14 protein-coding genes, 1 tRNA gene and 3 pseudogenes are annotated in these 21,471 nt (G+C 35.2%); 2 read left to right on the top strand and 16 right to left on the bottom strand.

Translation table 11 applies throughout. From position 1 onward, the window contains the following. Window positions 1-70: 70 nt before the first annotated feature. The 12 genes and pseudogenes from queG to E9099_RS09135 all read right to left on the bottom strand — a co-directional run bounded on the left by queG (window position 71) and on the right by E9099_RS09135 (window position 15,089). Window positions 71-997, bottom strand: a pseudogene (queG, locus tag E9099_RS09185) (tRNA epoxyqueuosine(34) reductase QueG). 129 nt (window positions 998-1,126) lie between these two features. Continuing rightward, window positions 1,127-1,461 (bottom strand): annotated as a pseudogene (locus E9099_RS19695) (cytochrome P450). Between the two features lie 28 nt (window positions 1,462-1,489). Next, window positions 1,490-2,233: a cytochrome P450 gene (locus E9099_RS19690; RefSeq protein WP_317130655.1), complete on the bottom strand. Its 744-nt coding sequence runs from the start codon at window positions 2,231-2,233 to the stop codon at window positions 1,490-1,492. Window positions 2,234-2,471: 238 nt separating this feature from the next. After that, window positions 2,472-3,491: pseudogene (gene ruvB / locus E9099_RS09175) on the bottom strand (Holliday junction branch migration DNA helicase RuvB). A 137-nt stretch (window positions 3,492-3,628) separates the two neighbouring features. After that, window positions 3,629-5,419: a cbb3-type cytochrome c oxidase subunit I gene (locus E9099_RS09170; protein ID WP_136583351.1), complete on the bottom strand. Its 1,791-nt coding sequence runs from the start codon at window positions 5,417-5,419 to the stop codon at window positions 3,629-3,631. Window positions 5,420-5,454: 35 nt separating this feature from the next. After that, window positions 5,455-6,531 (bottom strand): cytochrome c oxidase subunit II, encoded by a 1,077-nt coding sequence (locus tag E9099_RS09165; protein WP_136583350.1) that lies wholly within the window; start codon window positions 6,529-6,531, stop codon window positions 5,455-5,457. Between the two features lie 29 nt (window positions 6,532-6,560). Further along, the gene (locus E9099_RS09160; protein WP_136583349.1) at window positions 6,561-7,958 is read right to left on the bottom strand and encodes a quinol:cytochrome C oxidoreductase; all 1,398 of its coding nucleotides are present in this window, start codon (window positions 7,956-7,958) and stop codon (window positions 6,561-6,563) included. A gap of 26 nt (window positions 7,959-7,984) precedes the next feature. Then, a complete protein-coding gene (locus tag E9099_RS09155) occupies window positions 7,985-8,542 on the bottom strand; it encodes a c-type cytochrome (protein ID WP_240788981.1) in 558 nt (185 codons plus the stop codon). Window positions 8,543-8,551: 9 nt separating this feature from the next. Then, on the bottom strand, window positions 8,552-9,082 hold the full coding sequence (locus E9099_RS09150; RefSeq protein WP_136583348.1) for a DUF3341 domain-containing protein: 531 nt from the start codon (window positions 9,080-9,082) through the stop codon (window positions 8,552-8,554). A gap of 3 nt (window positions 9,083-9,085) precedes the next feature. Then, entirely contained in the window at window positions 9,086-10,543 is a 1,458-nt protein-coding gene (nrfD, locus tag E9099_RS09145) for an NrfD/PsrC family molybdoenzyme membrane anchor subunit (protein WP_136583347.1), read from the bottom strand. 32 nt (window positions 10,544-10,575) lie between these two features. Next, window positions 10,576-13,707: a TAT-variant-translocated molybdopterin oxidoreductase gene (locus tag E9099_RS09140; protein ID WP_136583346.1), complete on the bottom strand. Its 3,132-nt coding sequence runs from the start codon at window positions 13,705-13,707 to the stop codon at window positions 10,576-10,578. Window positions 13,708-13,778: 71 nt separating this feature from the next. After that, window positions 13,779-15,089, bottom strand: a complete 1,311-nt coding sequence (locus tag E9099_RS09135; RefSeq protein ID WP_136585164.1) for a c-type cytochrome — start codon at window positions 15,087-15,089, stop codon at window positions 13,779-13,781. A 213-nt stretch (window positions 15,090-15,302) separates the two neighbouring features. Between E9099_RS09135 and E9099_RS09130 the strand changes: the two genes are divergently transcribed. Then, window positions 15,303-15,701: an SPOR domain-containing protein gene (locus tag E9099_RS09130; RefSeq protein ID WP_136583345.1), complete on the top strand. Its 399-nt coding sequence runs from the start codon at window positions 15,303-15,305 to the stop codon at window positions 15,699-15,701. A 74-nt stretch (window positions 15,702-15,775) separates the two neighbouring features. On the opposite strand, the gene infB is transcribed toward E9099_RS09130, so the two are convergent. Genes infB through rimP form a run of 3 tightly spaced genes read right to left on the bottom strand, consistent with a single transcriptional unit; the run spans window position 15,776 to window position 20,350 of the window. Next, window positions 15,776-18,601, bottom strand: a complete 2,826-nt coding sequence (infB, locus tag E9099_RS09125) for a translation initiation factor IF-2 (protein WP_136583344.1) — start codon at window positions 18,599-18,601, stop codon at window positions 15,776-15,778. 41 nt (window positions 18,602-18,642) lie between these two features. Further along, window positions 18,643-19,875, bottom strand: coding sequence for a transcription termination factor NusA (gene nusA, locus E9099_RS09120; protein ID WP_136583343.1), 1,233 nt, complete (start codon window positions 19,873-19,875; stop codon window positions 18,643-18,645). 13 nt (window positions 19,876-19,888) lie between these two features. Further along, window positions 19,889-20,350 (bottom strand): ribosome assembly cofactor RimP, encoded by a 462-nt coding sequence (gene rimP / locus E9099_RS09115; protein WP_136583342.1) that lies wholly within the window; start codon window positions 20,348-20,350, stop codon window positions 19,889-19,891. A gap of 161 nt (window positions 20,351-20,511) precedes the next feature. Here rimP and E9099_RS09110 point away from each other — a divergent pair, with 161 nt between their 5' ends. Continuing rightward, window positions 20,512-21,336, top strand: a complete 825-nt coding sequence (locus tag E9099_RS09110) for a universal stress protein (protein WP_136583341.1) — start codon at window positions 20,512-20,514, stop codon at window positions 21,334-21,336. Window positions 21,337-21,393: 57 nt separating this feature from the next. Here the strand turns inward: E9099_RS09110 and E9099_RS09105 are convergent. Then, a tRNA-Gln gene (locus E9099_RS09105) sits at window positions 21,394-21,466 on the bottom strand. Between the last annotated feature and the right edge of the window lie 5 nt (window positions 21,467-21,471).

The following is a 21,471-nucleotide window of genomic DNA, read 5'->3' as shown; positions in this document are numbered from 1 at the left end:
TAATGCTTTTAGAAGAAAAGAGGTTACAAAAAATGTGGTTTGGACTGATGATTTTTACTGAAGACTCTTATTATTTCAAAAACTGTATATTACGTTTCAACCCCGTAAATTTAGTCCGTTTAACTGCTGATTTTTGGAATACTTTTTTAAATACATCTTCAGTAATCTCTTCCCAATCCTTTTTAGTCATGTCCAATAACTCGGGATGTGGATTAAACAACGGTTCTTTATGTGGTTTAGAAAACTTATTCCATGGACATACATCTTGGCAAATGTCACAACCAAACATCCACTCGTCAAACTTGCCTTTCATGGTATTGGGCAATTGGTCTTTAAGTTCAATAGTAAAAATAACTAATACATTTACTACCATTTACAACATAGGGTTCTACAATAGCATCTGTCGGACAAGCATCAATACAAGCGGTACAAGTTCCGCAATGGTCCGTTGTAGCATAATCATACTCTAAATCTAAATCAATAATTAGTTCAGCAATAAAATAAAAAGACCCTGTTTTTTGTGTTATTAAATTACTGTGTTTTCCTATCCAACCTAAACCTGATTTAGCCGCCCAAGCTTTATCTAAAACAGGCGCCGAATCTACAAAAGCACGACCTGAAACGGCACCAATTTCTTCTTGAATAAAATTAGTCAGTTCTTTTAGTTTTGTTTTAATGACCTCATGGTAGTCTTTACCATAGCATATTTAGATAGTTTTGGAGCGTCGCTGTCTTTTTGAAGGTCGGACGGGTAATAATTTAATAATAATGAAATAACAGATTTAGAATCTTCCACCAATTTTGTTGGATCCAACCGTTTATCAAAATGATTTTGCATGTAACTCATTTGTCCATGCATATTACTATTTAACCAGTTTTCTAATCTTGGCGCTTCTACCTCTAAAAACTCAGCTTTACTGATACCACAAGACAAAAAACCTAAACGTTGTGCTTCAGCTTTTATTTGTTTAGTGTATTTAGCCTTGTTTTCAATCATTTTTATTACAATAGTTATAAGACTAGCCTTAGACTAAGAACACATTACAGTACTATTATTAATTAGCGTTATAAAAAGGTTAGTCCCTTTTCTCTAATCTTAAAAACGCGTTTTTTGGCTTAAGGGTTATTAGCGGTGTAATATCAATTTTATCAAACTCTGGTTGAATTTATAATTTTTAACCAGTTCTGTTACTGCAATAATCATCTCAAACATGGCAAAGTTATTTCCTATACATTTTCTTGGTCCCGCTCCAAATGGAAAATATTGCGCAGAAAATTGTCGTCCGCCATCTGCAAAGCGTTCCGGTAAAAAGGATTCAGGATTAGTCCATAATTTTGGGGTCTATGGATTTCGTACACCGAAAACAATAAATTACATCCTGGCTCAAACACCATGTCATTAAAACGATCTGCCTCAACATTTACACGATCAATAAAATAAGCGGGAGGATATAATCTCATAGATTCCTCAAGCACTTGTTGGCCTATTTTAGAAGTAGATACACGTCATCAAATCTGCGTCGTCACCCCCTAAGTCCGTCCATTCTTTAAAGATTTTATCTTGCCATTCTGGATGTTTAGCCAATAATTGAAATGTAAATGTCAGTGCATTAGCTGTTGTTTCATGGCCCGCTGTGAAAATGATTAATATTTCGTCAATCAATTGCGTTTCCGACATCCCTTGACCATCATCGTATTTAGTTTCTAGCAACATGTCCAATAAATCGTCAAAACGCTGTCCTGATGCTTTTCTTTCGGCAACAATACCTTTTAAAATGGTCCTAGCTTCTTCCGATAATTTTAAATGTTTTTTTAAAGCTCCTCCTATTTTAAACCACCAGCCTAAATACGGTTGACGTAATTCCTTAACTAACATGCGTTGGTTAGCTTCAGTGATAAACTGCAATCGTTTCATATCTTTACTATTTGCAGCTTGTGTAAATAACGATTTTACAACAGTCTGAAAAGCTAAATCATTAAGCAGTGGGAACACATCTATTGTTTTGTTAGTTTCAACTTTACTAAACTCAGAGATGATGGTATCTTGCATACCCGTTAATAAATTTTGCAATTGCTTTTTATGGAAAGCCGGTTGCATCATTTTACGTTGCTTTTTCCATTTATCTCCTTCTGAAGTAAGTAAACCTTCACCAACATACTTGACTAAATCAACCGTTTGAATTTTAGATTTAACGTAGTTTCTTTGATTCTTCTGAAGGACATATTGTGCCAATCCAGCGTCGCGAGAAAAAATATTTTAGAATTAAACCCTACATTAAGTTTAAATACATCTCCCCTTTCCTCAAAATTTCTATTATGAAATGGTAATGGGTTTTTAAGAATTTCTAATGAATGCTTAATGAATTTTACAAGTGAAACTTCTGGTATTTTATTATTCATTACTCTATTCTTTAAATTCCTTTTTAATAACTACTGCGCTCTTGAAAATAAGTCAGGCAAAACATTTGTGGTTAAAACAAACCGCCTTGTGTTGGTCCTTTTATTTTCCCAAATGCTTATAGGCTAATTCCGTGACTTCTCGACCACGTGGCGTTCGCATAATAAACCCTTGTTGAATTAAAAACGGTTCGTATACTTCCTCTATAGTTTCTGTACTTTCACTCACTGCTGTTGCAATAGTTGAAATACCCACAGGTCCACCTTTAAATTTTCGATAATTGTAGATAATATTTTGTTATCCATTTCGTCTAAACCATAAGCATCGACATTTAATGCTTCCAAACTATATCTCGCTATGTTAATATCAATACTACCGTTTCCTTTATTTGTGCAAAATCACGAACACGACGTAATAAGGCATTAGCAATCCTAGGTGTACCGCGACTACGTCCAGCAATCTCAATAGCTGCTTCCATAGAAATTGGCACATTTAAGATATCAGAACTACGTTGTATAATAGTCGTTAATAATTCCGTTTTATAATATTGTAACCTACTTTGTATACCAAAACGTGCGCGCATCGGCGCTGTTAACAACCCTGATCTAGTCGTTGCTCCTACTAAGGTAAATGGATTTAGATTAATTTGAACTGTTCTTGCATTAGGTCCAGACTCAATCATTATATCGATTTTATAGTCTTCCATAGCCGAGTATAAATACTCTTCTACAATAGGACTTAAACGATGGATCTCGTCAATAAACAAAACATCTCTTTCATCAAGATTAGTTAATAACCCTGCCAAGTCACCTGGTTTATCCAAAACAGGCCCTGAAGTGATTTTTATACCAACACCTAACTCATTAGCCAAAATATTAGCCAAAGTAGTCTTACCTAAGCCGGGAGGACCATGAAATAAGGTGTGATCTAAAGCTTCGTCCCGAGCCACTGCTGCTTGAACAAAGATTTGAAGATTCTCCAACACTTGATCTTGCCCTGTAAAGTCATCAAAAGATAAGGGCCTTAATTGTTTTTCTACATCAAATTCTTCTGGTGTAAAGTTTTCGCTAGTTGGGTCTAAGTTTCCATTCATTAAATAAGCAATTGATCACTGATACTAATTCAGCATAAACAAATATAAAGAAAAAGCCTTTCTGTTTTCACAGAAAGGCTTTTCAATATTATAGAATCTCATAAACAATTTATGAATGTTCTTTTTATAAGTTAATTTTAGTGTTGTAATTCTTCTTCACCTTCTTTTAAAGGTACGTTTTGCGGAACAAAATCTTCATCATGTCCTGGCTTACTGTAGTCATAAGACCATCTGTAAACATGAGGAATAGCACCTGGCCAGTTTCCGTGAACATGCTCTACTGGTGTAGTCCATTCTAAAGTATTAGATCTCCATGGATTTTGTTCTGCTTTCTTACCGTAAAATATACTTGAAAAGAAATTATAAATAAACACCAATTGGAAAATAGCTCCTACAATAGCAAATAATGTAATGACAACGTTAACACTTGCTAAATCATCAAATAATGGGAAGTTAGTGTTAGTATAATAACGTCTTGGTAAACCTGCCATACCGATGAAGTGCATTGGGAAAAATACTCCATAAGCACACACTGCGGTTACCCAAAAGTGAACATACCCTAAGTTTTTGTTTAGCATACGACCAAACATTTTAGGGAACCAATGATACACCCCTGCAAAGAAACCATATAATGCCGATATACCCATCACTAAGTGAAAGTGAGCAATAACAAAATAAGTATCATGTACATTAATATCTAATGCACTATCTCCTAAAATAATACCCGTTAAACCACCAGTAATGAACGTAGATACTAAACCTATAGAGAATAGCATAGCTGGATTCATCTGTAAGTTACCTTTCCATAGTGTGGTTATATAGTTAAACGATTTTACCGCTGATGGAATTGCAATTAACAATGTTGTAAAAGTAAATACAGATCCTAAAAATGGATTCATACCTGAGATAAACATATGGTGACCCCAAACAATTGTAGATAAAAATGCAATGGCTATAACAGACGCAATCATTGCACGGTATCCAAATATTGGCTTACGTGAATTAGTTGCAATAATCTCTGATGTTATACCTAAAGCTGGTAATAATACAATATAGACTTCTGGGTGACCTAAGAACCAAAATAAGTGCTCAAATAAAACTGGAGATCCTCCTTGGTAATGTAAAACTTCTCCTTGAATGAATATATCAGATAAAAAGAATGATGTTCCAAAACTTCTATCCATTATTAATAACAATGCCGCAGATAATAACACTGGGAAAGATATAATACCGATAATAGCAGTTACAAAAAATGTCCAAATAGTTAAAGGTAGTCTAGTCATAGACATTCCTTTTGTACGTAAGTTAATTACTGTCACCACGTAATTTAAAGATCCCATTAACGAAGATGCAATAAAAATAGCCATAGAAACTAACCACATCGTCATACCTAATCCTGAACCTCCTTGAGCCATTGGTAACGCACTAAGTGGAGGATAAATTGTCCATCCAGCAGCTGCTGGACCTGCTTCCACAAAGAAAGAACAAACCATAATTACACTTGAAACAAAAAACAACCAATACGATACCATGTTTAAAAAACCTGACGCCATATCTCTAGCTCCAATTTGCAATGGAATTAATAAGTTACTAAAAGTACCACTTAAACCTGCTGTAAGTACAAAGAAAACCATGATAGTACCATGTATTGTAACTAACGCTAGATAGATATCCGCACTCATTACACCATCTGGTGCCCATTTACCTAATAATGCCTCAAAAATAGGATTTGACTCCTCAGGCCAAGCAATTTGCATACGCATCATGATTGACATTGCTACTCCTATAATTCCCATTATAAGACCAGTAATTAAATACTGTTTAGCAATCATTTTATGATCAGTACTAAATATATATTTAGTTATGAATGTTTCTTTATGATGGTGACCATGATCGTCATGTCCATGTTCTTCTACCTGTGCTGACATAATCTAAAAATCTTTAAATTGAATTTTTTGTTTCTTTAATTTTTTACTAGTGAATCAACAAATAACTTTTGTTCACCCATCCAAGCATCATACTCCTCTTGTGTTTCTACTATAATTTTCATTTGCATGTTATAGTGAGAAGTACCACAGATTTTGTTACATAACAATAAGTAATCAAACTCATAAGGTTCTAAACCTTCTTCGCCTTTAGCAATTAAAGCTTTACTCTTATCTGCTCTGATTTTATTAATGTTTGCTACTTTCTCCTTCATTTCCTCTGTCTCACGCATCGCTGCAGTAGTCACTGTCGGCGTAAAACCAAATTGAGTAATCATACCAGGGACACAGTTCATTTGCGCTCTAAAGTGAGGCATATAAGCAGAGTGTAAGACATCTTGAGAACGCATTTTAAATACTATTGGCTGCCCTACAATTAAATGTAATTCTTTTACAATAACATCATCTTGTGCATTTGGATCAGCTTCATCAACCCCCAATTCGTTAGCTCTATTAATATCAATTAATCTAACATTAGCTTTTCCTAAGGCATTATCTGGTCCTGAGTATCTCGCTTTCCAGTTAAACTGTTGTGCATACAACTCGATCACCATTGGATCAGCCTCTTCATCAACATTCATTATACTAGTCCAAGTAAATAAACCTTGTATAATCAATCCTGCTAAAACGATTACTGGCATGATTGTCCAAATAGCCTCTAGCTTGTTGTTATCAGCATAAAATAATGCCTTCTTCCCTTTTTCACCTTTGTATTTAAACGCAAAGTAATGTAGTAAAAATTGAGTTACAGTTTGTACGAAAAAGATAACAACCATAGAAATGATCATTAAGCTATCAACACCTGGTCCATGCTCTGAAGCCGAGTTAGACGTTAAAGGTAAATCTCCCCACTTAACGAAACATACAATTGTAATAGCATAAATGAAGATTAAAAAACCTATCATTAAATACCCATTAACACGGTTATCGTTATCGTTTGCAACTTGATTATTCTCGTTTTCCTTTCCAACTTGGGTCAAATCAAAGATTTTTACCATTTGCCAGATTGCAACGAAAATAAATACTAAAACTAAAATTGATAATAAAGTCGTCATTGTTATCGTTCTTCTTTATTTAATTTTTATTAATAATGGAAATTTTCACTTTCTTTAATGAAAGGATTTCCTTTAGGTAGTAAAGATTGTTTCGAAATCGCATAAAATACTATTAGCATAAATAAACCTGCAAATAATAAAATAGCACCGATCTCAGGCATACCTATAAACCATCTATCTCCAACTGTAGCTGGCATAATCATATTGAAAATATCTATGTAGTGTCCTGCTAATATAACAACTCCTGCCATAATAACGAACCAAGGTACACGCTTATAGTCACTATTCATTAATAGTAATAATGGGAATAAGAAATTCATTGCCACCATACCAAAGAATGGTAAATTATAATCTTCAATTCTTGTAATAAAGTATGTTACTTCTTCTGGAATATTTGAATACCAGATTAACATGAATTGAGAGAACCATAAGTAAGTCCAGAAAATACTAAATCCGAACATGAATTTAGCTAAATCATGAATATGACTATCATTAACATTTGGTAATAAACCTTTAGACTTTAAGTATATTGTAATCATTGCAATAACTGTCACTGCACAAACTAACATACCTGCTAAGACATACCAACCAAACAACGTAGAGAACCAGTGTGGGTCTACACTCATAATCCAATCCCAAGACATCATAGATTCTGTATATAAAAAGAACACTAAAAATGCTGCTGATATACGAAATGTTTTTATAAAGTTACGTGTATCTCCTTCAGGTGCTGCATCCTGGGCTAAAGAGAATTTACGTGAGAAGTATCTGTATAAAGACCAACCTCCAATAAAAATTAATGCTCTTATAACAAACCAAGGTATATTCAACCAATCCGATTTACCAGCAACTAACTTATCGTAATCTGCACTTTCTGGATTCACCATATCAGGATTCATCCAAACAAAAATGTGATCTCCAGAAATAACCGCAATAGCTACTACAATTAAAGCCCCTGGTAATAAATAATATGTAATTCCTTCCATTACTCTAAATAACAATGGCGACCAACCAGCTTGGGCCGCTTGTTGAATAGCGTAAAATGCTAAAGCACCTAAAGCAATCATCATAAAAAAGAATGCTGCTATATACAGTGCAGAATATGGTCTATTATGAATTTGGTGCATCACGTGTTCTGCATGTGCATCACCGTGATCCGTAGCATGTGTATCTTCAGCGTGACCCGTGACCGCATGTGCAGTATCAGCATGTTCACCATCGTGATGAGCTTCTTCCGTAGCATGTGTATCTGCTACAGCTGCGTGACCACCACCATGTCCACCATGACTAGCTTCTTCTGCTAACATGATTTTGACATCATCCTGTGATACATGATGTGCTGTATAATAACCTGTTCCCCATAATATCGCTCCTACAATAATTAGGACAAGTGATACTATTTTTAGTCTATTTGAAAATGTGTACATATCTATATATAAACTTTATCTAAATCTTATTTTTCTAGGTCTGCCTTTAATGTCATAACGTGAGCAACAACTTGCCAACGTTCTTCTTCGCTTAAAAAGTTAGCATAAGAACCCATTGAGTTTTTACCATAATACATAACATGATAAATACTTCCCGAATTGATCGCTCTTCCTGCGTCATCGTAACTAGGTACACCAAGAATTTTTTCTCTTGTCACTAAATTACCCTTTCCATTTCCTTTATTACCGTGACATATACCACAATAAATCGTATATAATTCTTTCGCTCTTGGCGCATCAAATTGCATAGAATCTAAAGGTGATTGTAATTCGGCTTTAGCCAAATCATAACCCGCTATATCATTAGTGTATTCAAAAGGCGTATACCCTCTAGGAATTGTACCATCTACTGGTAATTGTGCTTCTACTCCGTCTGCAAATGCACTTGATTCTTGATAAGCTTCATAACCAACCGGCTCATACATGTTTGGCATGTATTGGTAGTTTGGTCTTGAATTCTTATTACAAGAAGTAAATGAAATTGTAACTAAGGCTATAATTGTTATTTTAATTAAATGTCTCATTCTATCTAATTAATGTGCTTTATCTACTATGTTAATCTCTACTGCTCCCGTATCACCTAATAAATTTTGTAATTCATTTTGATTTCCAACAACCGAAATTTCCATTAAAAAATGATCATCAGTTGTTCTTGGATCAGGATTTTCAGCGTTTTTAAAAGGCCACATTTTACTTCTTAAATAAAATGTTATAACCATTAAATGGGCTGCAAAAAATACGGTAAGTTCAAACATAATCGGTACAAATGCCGGCATGTTTTCTAGGTAACTAAAACTAGGTTTACCACCAATATCTTGAGGCCAATCTTCAATCATGATAAAATTCATCATTAAAGTGGCTACTGCCAAACCAACGCAACCATACATAAATGCACAAATTGCTAAACGTGTTGGAGCTAATCCCATTGCCTTATCTAGTCCGTGAACTGGAAAAGGTGTATATACTTCGTCAATGTGGTACTTTGCAGCTTTCACTTTCTTAACTGCATTCATTAACACATCGTCATCGTTATAAATAGCGTGAATTACTTTTGAAGCTTCCATATGCTACTTTAAATTATTAGTTTCTTTATTATTCACTACTGACGTTCTAGCATCAGCTCCTGTTCCTACTAAACTATCGCCTCTTTCTCTGATAGCTTTATAATTATCTCCAGAAGACTTCAATATAGTTTTAACCTCTGCTTGCGCTATAACTGGGAATGTACGAGAGTACAATAAAAATAGTACAAAGAAGAATCCTATTGTTCCGATAAAAATTCCAATATCAACAAATGTTGGTGAGAACATTGTCCATGAAGATGGTAAGTAATCTCTGTGTAATGATGTTACAATAATTACAAAACGTTCAAACCACATTCCGATATTTACTACGATAGAAATAGCGAAAGAGAACATAATACTTGTACGTAACTTTTTAAACCACATAAACTGAGGTGAAAACACGTTACACGACATCATTGCCCAGTATGCCCATGCATAAGGTCCCGTTGCTCTGTTTAAGAAAGCATACTGCTCATACTCTACACCAGAATACCATGCTACGAATAATTCCGTAATATATGCCACACCTACGATTGACCCTGTAAGCATGATAACGATATTCATTAACTCAATATGTTGTACAGTAATATAATCTTCAAGACTACATACCTTTCTCATTATAATTAATAAGGTGTTTACCATTGCAAAACCAGAAAATACTGCACCTGCCACAAAGTATGGCGGGAATATTGTTGTATGCCATCCCGGTATAACAGATGTTGCAAAATCAAAAGATACAATTGTATGTACAGATAGTACTAATGGTGTTGCTAAACCTGCTAGCACTAAAGATACTTCTTCAAAACGTTGCCAATCTTTTGCACGACCTGTCCAACCAAAACTTAATAAGCTATATATTTTCTTTTGAAAAGGCTTAACAGCTCTATCACGTAACATCGCAAAATCTGGTAATAAACCTGTCCACCAGAATACTAATGATACTGACAAATAAGTTGAAATTGCAAATACATCCCAAAGTAATGGTGAGTTAAAGTTAACCCATAATGATCCAAATTGGTTTGGTATTGGTAATACCCAATATGCTAACCATGGACGCCCCATGTGAATAATTGGAAATAACCCTGCTTGAACTACAGAGAAAATAGTCATCGCTTCTGCAGAACGGTTAATTGCCATTCTCCATTTTTGACGGAATAATAAAAGTACTGCAGAAATTAATGTTCCTGCGTGACCAATACCAACCCACCAAACGAAGTTAGTAATATCCCAAGCCCAGTTTACTGTTCTGTTTAATCCCCAAGTTCCAATACCCGTTGATACGGTATAAATAATACAACCTATTCCCCAAAGAAAAGCTACAAGTGCGATAGAAAATACAATCCACCACTGTTTGTTAGCCTTACCTTCTACAGGAGCTGCGATATCTACAGTTACATCATGGTAAGATTTCTCACCGGTAACCAAAGGTCTTCTAATAGGTGCTTCGTAATGAGACGCCATAATCCTTTATAATTGTTTATTAATTAATCTTTTTATGCTTCTTTCGTGTTTCTTACTTTAGTATGATACTGAACATTAGGTTTAGTACCAACACTTTCTAATAAGTGATACATACGATCATCTTCGTATAGTTTTGCAACTTTACTTTCTTTATCGTTGATATCTCCAAAAATCATTGCACCACTACCACAGGCAGCAGAACAAGCTGTTTGGAACTCTCCATCTTTAATAACACGTCCATCACGTTTAGCGTCTAGAATGGTTTTTTGTGTCTTTTGAATACACATAGAACATTTTTCCATTACACCACGAGAACGTACTGTCACGTCAGGATTAATTACCATACGACCTAAATCATTATTCATGTGGTAATCAAACTCGTCATTTCCATTATATAAGAACCAGTTAAAACGTCTTACTTTATATGGACAGTTGTTTGCACAATATCTTGTACCAACACATCTGTTGTAAGCCATATGGTTCTGTCCCTGTCTTCCGTGTGCTGTTGCAGCAACAGGACAAACAGTTTCACAAGGTGCATGGTTACAATGTTGACACATTACTGGTTGAAATGCTACTTGTGGATTATCCGCAGGATCTTCTAATTCTCCAAAACCTCCTAAAGAACCATTATCTCCAAATAAACCAGAGAATCCTTCTTTTTTAGCATCATCTTGAGCAAATGTATCTTCAGATGAATAATATCTATCAATACGTAACCAGTGCATATCACGACTACGTCTAATTTCTTCTTTACCAACTACTGGCACGTTGTTTTCTGCGTGACATGCAATAACACATGATCCACATCCTGTACATGCATTTAAATCAATTGACAAGTTAAAATGATGTCCAATTGAACGATCAAATTCATCCCATAAATCAACTTCAGGAGACGTTACTGGAGTTTCTTCGTGGTTTAAAGATACCATTGGTATTTTATTCCACCCATGCTTATGATCTTGACTATCATAAGTATTAAAAATCTCTAATGTTGTTTCCTTTATAATATCTCCACGCCCCATTAACGTGTTTTGTAACTGTACACATGCAAATTCATGCATTCCAGTTGCAAGTTCAATAGATACACTTTGAACAGTATTGAAATCGTTATATAATGTAAACGCGTTAACTCCCGTTTTCATTTCATCCTTAAGACCAGCTGTTCTACCATAACCAAATGCTAACCCTACAGATCCTTTTGCTTGACCTGGCTGAATAATTACCGGTACAGTTAAATCTTTAGATCCTTTAACTTTTAAAGTCACATAACTCCCGTCTAAAGCCCCAGTAGAATCATTTTCATTGACAATGTTCCAAGCTTCAGCATCCGCTTTAGATACTGTTAAATAGTTATCCCATGACGTTCTAGTAATCGGATCTGGAAACTCTTGTAACCATGGGTTATTGGCCTGTTGACCATCTCCCATTCCAACCTTAGAATATAATGTTAACTCAACCCCTACCTTTGTAACAGAATCCGCTAATGCTCTTGCAGAATTCCCTGCAGGAACTTCATCTTGTTCAATCTCCACTTCTTCCGCCTCTACTTCTAATAACGCTTCTGTAATAGATAAACCACTTACAAAAACACCATCATGTAATGCTTGGTTATAAGACCCGCCATTAAGGATATTCTCTTTCCAATTGGTCTTAATGTATTCATTTAAAGTACTAGTATTCCCAGTCCACTTTAATAACACCTCTTGAAATTGTTTTGTATCAAATAAAGGTCTTATTGTTGGTTGCATTAATGCAAAATGACCTTTCTTTAATTCAACATCTCCCCATGATTCTAAATAATGGGGTGCTGCTGCTATATATTGTACAACTGAAGCAGTCTCGTCTTCCTTAGAAGTAAACGCTACTGATAATGTTGTGCTTTTTAAACCTTCTGCAAATTCATTCGCATTTGGTAACGTATACATTGGATTAACACCACTCATAATAACAGCACCCACTTTACCCGACTTCATATCAGAAATCAAAGTTTGTACCGCCTTATTATTTCCTTGGCGTGTTTTTATCGGTGTATTGTAGTCAAAAGCCTTACTTGCTAACTTAGTATTTATTTCTAAAACCACAGTTTGTGCATTAACATCCTGAATACCGGTTACCACAACACCATTACTTCCTGCTTTAATTAATTCTGATGCCGCTTTTTGGACAGCTTCCTTAATTTTTGCTGGTAAGTCACTTGCATTTACTGAACCACCTGTAACTAAACTATGTAATTGAGCTAATGCTAATTTTTGTTGTGATGGGGTTAATGGTATACGTTTATCTGCGTTTGCACCAGATAATGACATGTTAGATTCAAATTGAATATGTCTTGACATTTTACCATGATCCGGAATTCTTTTTACAGAATATCCTGAATCAAATCCTCCACCTTGCCAATCTCCTAAAAAGTCTGCACCTACAGACACAATAGTCATTGCTTTAGAGAAATCATAATTAGCTAACCCTCTCTCACCATACATTGCTTGGTAAGCATCTAATGCAGCCGACTCAGAAACAGCATCATAAACCACGTGGTTTACATTACCATATTTCTCAGTAAATTCGGCAACTAACTTAGATGTTGAAGGACTTGCATATGTTTGTGTCAATAGTACGATTTGCTTTCCTGAATCCCTCAAAGCCTCTAAAGACTGAGTAGTTTCAGCACTAAAATCAGACCAAGAAATGTCTTTTCCACCTTTCTTAGGACCTTGTACTCTTGTGCTATCATATAAATCTAAAACTGAAGCATTAACTCTAGCATTTGCATGACCATTGGTAGCAGCTAAAGTATTGTTTTCAATTTTAATTGGACGACCTTCACGAGTCTTTACTAAAACACTTGCAAAATCAAAACCGTTAGCTATAGTTGTTGCATAATAATTAGCAACACCAGGAACAATTCTATCTGGCTGTACTACGTAAGGAATCGACTTAACTACTGGTCCTTCACACGCTGCCAATGATGCAGCAGCAGTACTAAAACCAACATACTTTAAGAAATCACGACGTGTTGTAGAAGACGCCTCTAATGTATCCTTATCACCTAAGAACTCATCAGTAGGAATCTCTTGAACAAATTCGTTTTGTTTTAGCGTCTCAACAATAGAACTATCTTTTAGCTCCTCAACACTTTTCCAGTATTTCTTGTTTGATGACATATTATATAATTGAATTTATTTCTTTATTATTTATTTTAAACTTCACTGTCTACTTTGATAACCTTAGCTATCTAGTAATGACATTTACCACATTCTAATCCTCCCATTTGCGCAGCAGTAAGGTTTTCTACGCCATACTTCTTAGACAATTGCTCATGGATTTTAGTATAATACGCGTTATCTTTTACCTTAACGTCAGTTTCTCTGTGACAATTAATACACCAACCCATTGTTAATGGTGCATGCTGAGATACTATTTCCATCTCTTCAATAGGTCCGTGACATGTTTGACATTCTACACCTCCAACAACAACGTGTTGTGAGTGATTAAAATATGCAAAGTCAGGTAATTTATGAATCTGAATCCACTTTACGGGATGCGTCTCTCCTGTATATTTCTGTTCTGCATCATCCCAACCTACAGCACTATATAGCTTCTTGATTTCGTCATTATAGTTCTTACCATATTCAGCTAAACCTTCAGCTAATGTTTCTGGAGCTACTTCGTAAATAGATTTATGACAATTCATACAAACATTTAAAGAAGGAATTCCTGAATGCTTACTTACTCTAGCTGAAGAGTGACAATACTTACAATCAATTCCATTATCACCTGCGTGAATTCTATGAGAATAATGTATTGGTTGAATTGGCTGATAACCTTGATTAACCCCAACTTGCATTAAGAAACCGTAAACAAAATACGCACTAGCTAATAACAAACCAATAGCTGTTATAAATACTAAAAATTGATTTTGAACAAACGCTTTCCAAATTGGTGTACGTTTTGAAGTTTCCGATAAAGAAACCCCTTTTGCATCAGCAAAACGACGTAAGGTTTTGTTTACTAAAAATAAAGCCCCTGCCAATAATGCAAACAACACACCTAAAGCTCCTAAAATTATTTTATTAGAAATACCACCCTCAGAAGAAGATGAACCACCCCCTTTTTGAACCGTTGGATCTCCCGATGGAGGAGTCACCACTGTTGGCTCCGTAGCAGTATATGCTAAAATATTATCTATATCGGCATTTGTTAACGTAGGAAAAGCACTCATGGCTGCACCATTAAACTCAGAATAAATCTTATTCGCATAAGCATCCCCAGATTTAATTACCCCTGAACTGTTCTTTATCCAGTTATACAACCACTCTCTATCTAAACCTTCTGCTTCTGCTAATCGAGACTCTACTTTACGTAAAGCAGGACCTGTCATTTTTTTATCTAACTTATGGCATGCTATACAATTAGCATTAAATAAAGACTTACCTGCTACTGCATCGCCTTCTTGAGCGAAAAGTGAGGTTGAAAATGTTAGTAAAAAAATTAAGCTTAAACGAAGATTGTTACGACTTAACTTACGGTGAATCACCTGTTTCATATTATACATTGAATTTACTTCTAAACTTTGGCATGGTTTTTTCATCTATGTTTACAAAATACAGTTGAAAAATACCTTTCACAAAAGTAATACTTAAAGTCGATTTTAGAAATCTTAAAGAAGTCTTAATTGCTAATTTAGAGATATTCTAAATAATAAAACAGGTGCCTTTTTAGTTTAATACTTATACATTTGCAATAAATCCGTTTATAAATGAAGAAAATACAAATAAAAACCTTTTATCTAACTGCCTTAATTACAATTGGTTTTTCGGCTGTAGGCTACTCGCAACAGGGAACAGTAATACTAAATGAAGACCCTACAATTGCCAATTTATTAAAGGTGAAAAAAGAAATAAATAGCAACGAAAAAAACAGTGATAGATATAAAATACAAATCTATTCAGGTAATTTAGGTAGGGCGGAAAGCACCAAATCTAACTTTAATGGTTCTGTAGGCAAATACAGTTCTCAGTTAGTTTTTGAAGCTCCAGACTACAAGGTTTGGGTTGGCAGTTTCAGATCTCGATTAGAAGCTGATCGTGCCCTAGTAGAGGTTCAGAAAAAATTTAGAGATGCTTTTATTTTTAAACCATTAAAAGAAAAAAACTAGAGCCTTACGCTAACAAATAAACATAAAAAAAGCGATTCAAATGAATCGCTTTTTTTTATATAATAACTTAAGGTTTACTTCAGTTTTTTCTTAACCTCCACCTCATGGAAAGCTTCAATAACATCACCGACATTAATGTCGTTGTAGTTCTTAATTTGCATACCACAATCGTAACCTTTTGATACTTCTCTAACATCATCTTTAAATCGTTTTAACGATTCCAAGACTCCTGTATAAGCTACAACACCTTCTCTAATAAGACGTATTTGCGAGTTTCTGAAGATCTTACCATTCATAACCATACACCCTGCAATAGTACCTACTTTAGATACTTTAAACATTTCTCTAATTTCTGCTGTACCTGTAATCTCTTCTTTCAACTCTGGAGATAACATACCTTCCATAGCATCTTTAAGATCATTAATAGCATCATAAATAATAGAATATGTTCTAATATCAACTTCTTCTCTATCTGCTATTGTACGTGCATTTCCAACAGGACGCACATTAAATCCAATGATTATTGCATCTGAAGCTGTTGCTAACAATACATCACTTTCTGTAATGGCACCTACACCTTTATGAAGGATGTTAACCTGAATTTCTTCAGTAGATAACTTTTGGAAAGAATCTGTTAATGCTTCAACAGAACCATCCACATCTCCTTTAAGGATAATATTTAGCTCTTTAAACGTTCCTAAAGCAATACGACGACCAATTTCAGCCAACGTTAATGTTTTAGTTGTTCTTACGTCTTGTTCGCGTTGTAATTGTGTACGTTTAGTAGCAATTTGCTTAGCTTCACGCTCATCAGCAAAGACATTAAACTTATCACCTGCTTGAGGTGCTCCGTCTAAACCTAATACAGATACTGGCGTTGATGGTCCAGCTTCCTCGACATCATGACCACGCTCATCCTGCATTGCTTTTACTTTTCCACTATTCTTACCTGCAAGAACATAATCTCCAACACGTAATGTACCCGCTTGTACTAATACCGTAGATACGTAACCTCTACCTTTATCTAAAAAGGCTTCTACTACTGTTCCTACTGCTGGTTTATTAGGATTAGCCTTAAGCTCTAGTAATTCTGCTTCAAGCAATACTTTTTCTAATAATTCTTTAACACCTGTCCCTACTTTTGCAGAAATATCATGAGACTGGATTTTTCCACCCCAATCTTCTACTAGTAAATTCATTTGTGCTAAACCTTCTTTAATCTTTTCTGGGTTAGCGTGTGGCTTATCAATCTTGTTTATTGCAAACACGATTGGTACACCCGCCGCTTGTGCATGAGATATTGCTTCTTTAGTCTGAGGCATAATATCGTCATCCGCTGCAGCAACAATAATCGCTATATCTGTTACTTGAGCACCACGTGCACGCATCGCTGTAAAGGCTTCGTGACCCGGCGTATCTAAGAATGCTATTTTTTGTCCATTATCAAGTTCCACCCCATAGGCACCAATATGCTGTGTGATACCTCCAGATTCTCCTGCAATAACATTTTCCTTTCGTATGTAATCTAATAAAGATGTTTTACCATGATCAACGTGTCCCATTACTGTAACAATTGGAGCACGAGGTTTTAAATCTTCTGGTTTATCAACAACGTCTTCAATAGACACTTCGATATCTGCCGTTACAAATTCTGTTTTATATCCAAATTCTTCTGCAACAATAGCAATAGTTTCAGCATCCAAACGCTGATTCATTGTCACCATCATACCTAAAGACATACAAGCTGAGATAATTTGTGTTACTGGAACATCCATCATCGTTGCTATTTCATTTGCCGTAACAAACTCAGTAACCTTTAGAATCTTACTTTCTGCCGCTTCAATTTGTTGATCAATTTCTGTTTGCTCTCTATGTTGATCTCTTTTCTCTCTTCTATATTTTGCACCTTTCCCTTTTGAAGATTTACCTTGCAGTTTCTCTAAGGTTTCACGTACTTGTCTTTGTACTTCCTCTTCAGTAGGTTCCGTCTTAACAACTGGTGTTGCTTTACGCCCACCTGGTCTTTTTCCTTTAAACCTATCATTACCTCTTGAAGGACCAGAACTAGACCTGTTGTTATTATCTCCAGGCTTAGAAATACGACGACGCTTTCTTTTGTTAGCGTTATCATCCTTTTTAGGATCTTCTTTCTTTTTCTTAGGCTTATTAAACTGAGATAAATCAATTTTTTCACCAGCTATTTTCGGACCAGAAAGTTTTGTATATTTTGTTTTAAGCGTTTCTTCAACCGGTTCTTGAGGGGCAGTTTCTTCTTTAGCCACTTCCTTTGCAGGTGCAGCTTTAGTTTCCGTCTTAGCCTCTACTTTAGTTTCGGTTTTTGCTTTCGGAGCATCAGTAGTTTTAGCACCTACTTTAGCCTTCTCTTCAGTTTTAGCTTTCGCTTCTACTTTGACTTCAACTTTAGGTGTTTCTTTTTCTACAGATACTTTTTCTGCTTTAACAACATCTTTCTTAGACTCCGCAGTTTCCTCGACCTTCTTAGCCACTTTTTTACCCGTACCTAAATCTATCTTACCGACAGTTTTAGGACCAGAAAGCGCTTTAGAAGCTTTAATAACCTCTTCATCTTTTTTAAGCTGTGCTGCTTTTGCTGCTTTCGCAGCCTCTTCAGCTTTTTGCTTAATCTCTAGTTCCTTTTCGCGTTTAACACGCAATACTTCTTTCTCCTTATTCTTTGCTTCATTAACTTCTTGTGATGCCATTTTCTTGTTAGCATCAGTTTGAAATTCATTTGAAAGAATACTGTAAGTTTCTTCTGAAATTTTGGTAGTCGGGCGCTTCTCAACCTCTACACCCTTAGAATCTAAAAATTCTACAGCGCGATCAAGAGAGATGTTAAGCTCACGTAATACCTTATTTAATCTTATTGTTTCAGCCATAAATTGCCTTTAACCTAATTTCTTTTTTTCTCAAATATATGCTAATCTTCGAATTCTTCCTTAAGAATTCTAATAACATCTAAAATAGTTTCTTCTTCTAAGTCTGTTCTTTTGACTAGATCTGCCACATCTTGCTCTAAAATACTCTTTGCTGTATCTAGACCTGCTTTACTAAATTCTTTGATAACCCAATCTTCGATTTCATCAGAGAATTCTCTTAATTCAACATCTTCTTCAGCTCCTTCTCTTAACACATCAATTTCGTAACCTGTTAATTGACCAGCTAATCTAATATTGTGACCACCTCTACCAATCGCCTTACTTACCTCTTCAGGTTTTAAGATCGCTTCTGCACGTTTGTTTTCCTCATCTATCTTGATTGAAGTCACTCTTGCCGGGCTTAATGCTCTTGTAATATATAATTGTAAGTTAGTCGTGTAATTAATAACATCAATGTTTTCATTACCTAATTCTCTTACGATACCGTGGATACGAGATCCTTTCATACCAACACAAGCTCCAACAGGATCAATTCTATCATCGTACGAATCTACAGCTACTTTTGCTTTTTCACCTGGAATACGCACAATATTTTTAATAGTAATTAAACCATCAAACACTTCTGGAATTTCAGATTCAAATAGTTTTTCTAAAAACTTAGGCGACGTACGAGACATTATAATAGTCGGCTTATTACCTTTAAGCTCAACACTATCAATAACACCTTTAACGTTATCTCCTTTTCTAAAAAAGTCAGATGGAATTTGTTTATCCTTTGGAAGAATAATCTCATTCCCTTCATCATCTAACAAGATCACTGCTCTGTGACGTATATGATGCACTTCTGCCGTATATAAATCTCCAACAAGCTCTTGAAACTGCTTGAATATATTAGAATTATCGTGTTCGTGAATTTTAGAGATTAAATTTTGACGTAACGCTAAAATAGCACGACGACCTAAATCAAATAACTTAACTTCCTGTGACACATCCTCTCCTACTTCAAAATCTGGCTCAATCTTTCTTGCCGCACTTAACGATATCTCTTGATTTGGCTCTTCAACCTCTCCATCCGCAACTACAACACGATTTCTCCAAATCTCTAAATCCCCCTTATCTGGGTTTATAATAATATCAAAATTATCATCATCTCCAAATTTTTTCTTCAATGCATTTCTAAACACATCTTCCAAAATAGCCATTAAGGTGACACGATCAATAAACTTGTCGTCCTTGAACTCTGAAAAAGATTCAATTAACGCTATATTCTCCATAACTCTACTTGAATTAAAATTTTATTATAACTTTTGCTTCTACAACATCTTTGTAGGCAATATTTTCTTTCTTATTAACGGTAACTTTACCTTTTCCAACAGGCTTTGGCTCTCTTGCTTTCCACTCTAAAGTAAAAACATCGTCATTCACCTCTGTTAAGGTCCCTTCCATCTTTTGCGTTGCAGTCGTCACTTCTAATGTTCTACCAACATGTCTAGGATATTGCCTAGGCAAGGTTAGTGGAGCAGCAGCCCCTGCAGACATAACTTCTAGAGCAAAATCATGTTCTTCTCTATCTATATTATGCTCTATTGCACGGCTAATAAAAATGCAATCCTCAACTTTAACCCCATCGTCTCCATCAATAATTATATTGATAGCATTATCTCCAGTCATGCTAAAATCTATTAAAAATAGATCTTGGCGCTCTGTTAGGGCTTCTTCTAATAAACTTTTTACTGTATTTATAAACATTTTTAAGTATAAAAAGAGGGGACTTTAGTCCCCTCAATTCCTGTTTTCCTCTTACAACGCTGCAAATATACATATTTTTATTGATTTTCATAACTTTTTAAAATTCATTTTTTATTACTAACTTTATAAGGAGTTCTTTATTAACCAACTAAAATGATAATATGAAAAAAATACTCGTTCCAACAGACTTTTCTCCAGAAGCCGAAAATGCCGTAAAAGTTGCTGCCCAATTAGCAAGGAAACATGATTTCGAAATAATCCTGCTTCACATGTTAGAGCTACCATTTTATAATCTTGCTGGAAACTCTCCACCAACAGAACTACCTGAAGCGGTTTTCTTTATGAAATTGGCACACAAAAAATTTGAAACATTATTAGCCCAAGATTACCTAAACGGATTAACCGTTCATGAAACGGTAGACTTTAACGAAATCGCGACAGGTATAGTTGACACCTGCAATACGCATGAGGTCGATTTAATTGTAATGGGGTCGCATGGCGACGAAGTTGTCAAAGAATTATTTATCGGATCTAATACCGAAAAAGTAATCCGCACATCAAAAATACCCGTACTAGTTATCAAAAACGAACACCACCATTTTGATATCAAAGAATTTGTATTTGCTTCCGACTTTAAAAACGACAATAAAGAAACCTATGTACAAGCAGTCAAATTAGCCAAAATACTTGACGCTAAAATACATCTACTTAATGTCAATACGCCTAGCAATTTTACTACAACTGCCGCTGCAAAGGTTAGGATGTCAGAGTTTATTGGAAATAACCCCTTTGACAACTACACGATAAACATCTATAATGATGAAACAATAGAAAAAGGGATTCTTAACTTTTCTAGAATAGCAAATGCTGATTTAATTGGAATAAGCACCCATGGACGACAAGGTATTGCTCACTTTTTTAATGGAAGTATAAGCGAAGACTTAGTAAGCCATGCCAAAAGACCAGTAATAACCTTTAAAATATAAGATTTAAAAATCGTTTAAAATAAAAAAGCTCCCTTATAATAAGGAAGCTTTTTTTTGTTGGCCCACTAGGTCTCGAACCTAGACTCTTCAGTACCAAAAACTGACGTGTTACCAGTTACACCATAGGCCAATCTC

The sequence above is a fragment of the Psychroserpens sp. NJDZ02 genome (assembly GCF_004843725.1).
Classification (GTDB): domain Bacteria; phylum Bacteroidota; class Bacteroidia; order Flavobacteriales; family Flavobacteriaceae; genus Olleya.
This window is presented reverse-complemented; position numbering and strand designations above follow the sequence as displayed.

Excerpts from the sequence above, each read along its gene's own strand:
- E9099_RS09170 (WP_136583351.1), bottom strand. The coding sequence starts at position 5,419 with ATGTCAGCACAGGTAGAAGAACATGGACATGACGATCATGGTCACCAT.
- E9099_RS09165 (WP_136583350.1), bottom strand. The coding sequence starts at position 6,531 with ATGACGACTTTATTATCAATTTTAGTTTTAGTATTTATTTTCGTTGCA.
- E9099_RS09160 (WP_136583349.1), bottom strand. The coding sequence starts at position 7,958 with ATGTACACATTTTCAAATAGACTAAAAATAGTATCACTTGTCCTAATT.
- E9099_RS09155 (WP_240788981.1), bottom strand. The coding sequence starts at position 8,542 with ATGAGACATTTAATTAAAATAACAATTATAGCCTTAGTTACAATTTCA.
- E9099_RS09150 (WP_136583348.1), bottom strand. The coding sequence starts at position 9,082 with ATGGAAGCTTCAAAAGTAATTCACGCTATTTATAACGATGACGATGTG.
- nrfD (WP_136583347.1), bottom strand. The coding sequence starts at position 10,543 with ATGGCGTCTCATTACGAAGCACCTATTAGAAGACCTTTGGTTACCGGT.
- E9099_RS09140 (WP_136583346.1), bottom strand. The coding sequence starts at position 13,707 with ATGTCATCAAACAAGAAATACTGGAAAAGTGTTGAGGAGCTAAAAGAT.
- E9099_RS09135 (WP_136585164.1), bottom strand. The coding sequence starts at position 15,089 with ATGAAACAGGTGATTCACCGTAAGTTAAGTCGTAACAATCTTCGTTTA.
- E9099_RS09130 (WP_136583345.1), top strand. The coding sequence starts at position 15,303 with ATGAAGAAAATACAAATAAAAACCTTTTATCTAACTGCCTTAATTACA.
- infB (WP_136583344.1), bottom strand. The coding sequence starts at position 18,601 with ATGGCTGAAACAATAAGATTAAATAAGGTATTACGTGAGCTTAACATC.
- nusA (WP_136583343.1), bottom strand. The coding sequence starts at position 19,875 with ATGGAGAATATAGCGTTAATTGAATCTTTTTCAGAGTTCAAGGACGAC.
- rimP (WP_136583342.1), bottom strand. The coding sequence starts at position 20,350 with ATGTTTATAAATACAGTAAAAAGTTTATTAGAAGAAGCCCTAACAGAG.
- E9099_RS09110 (WP_136583341.1), top strand. The coding sequence starts at position 20,512 with ATGAAAAAAATACTCGTTCCAACAGACTTTTCTCCAGAAGCCGAAAAT.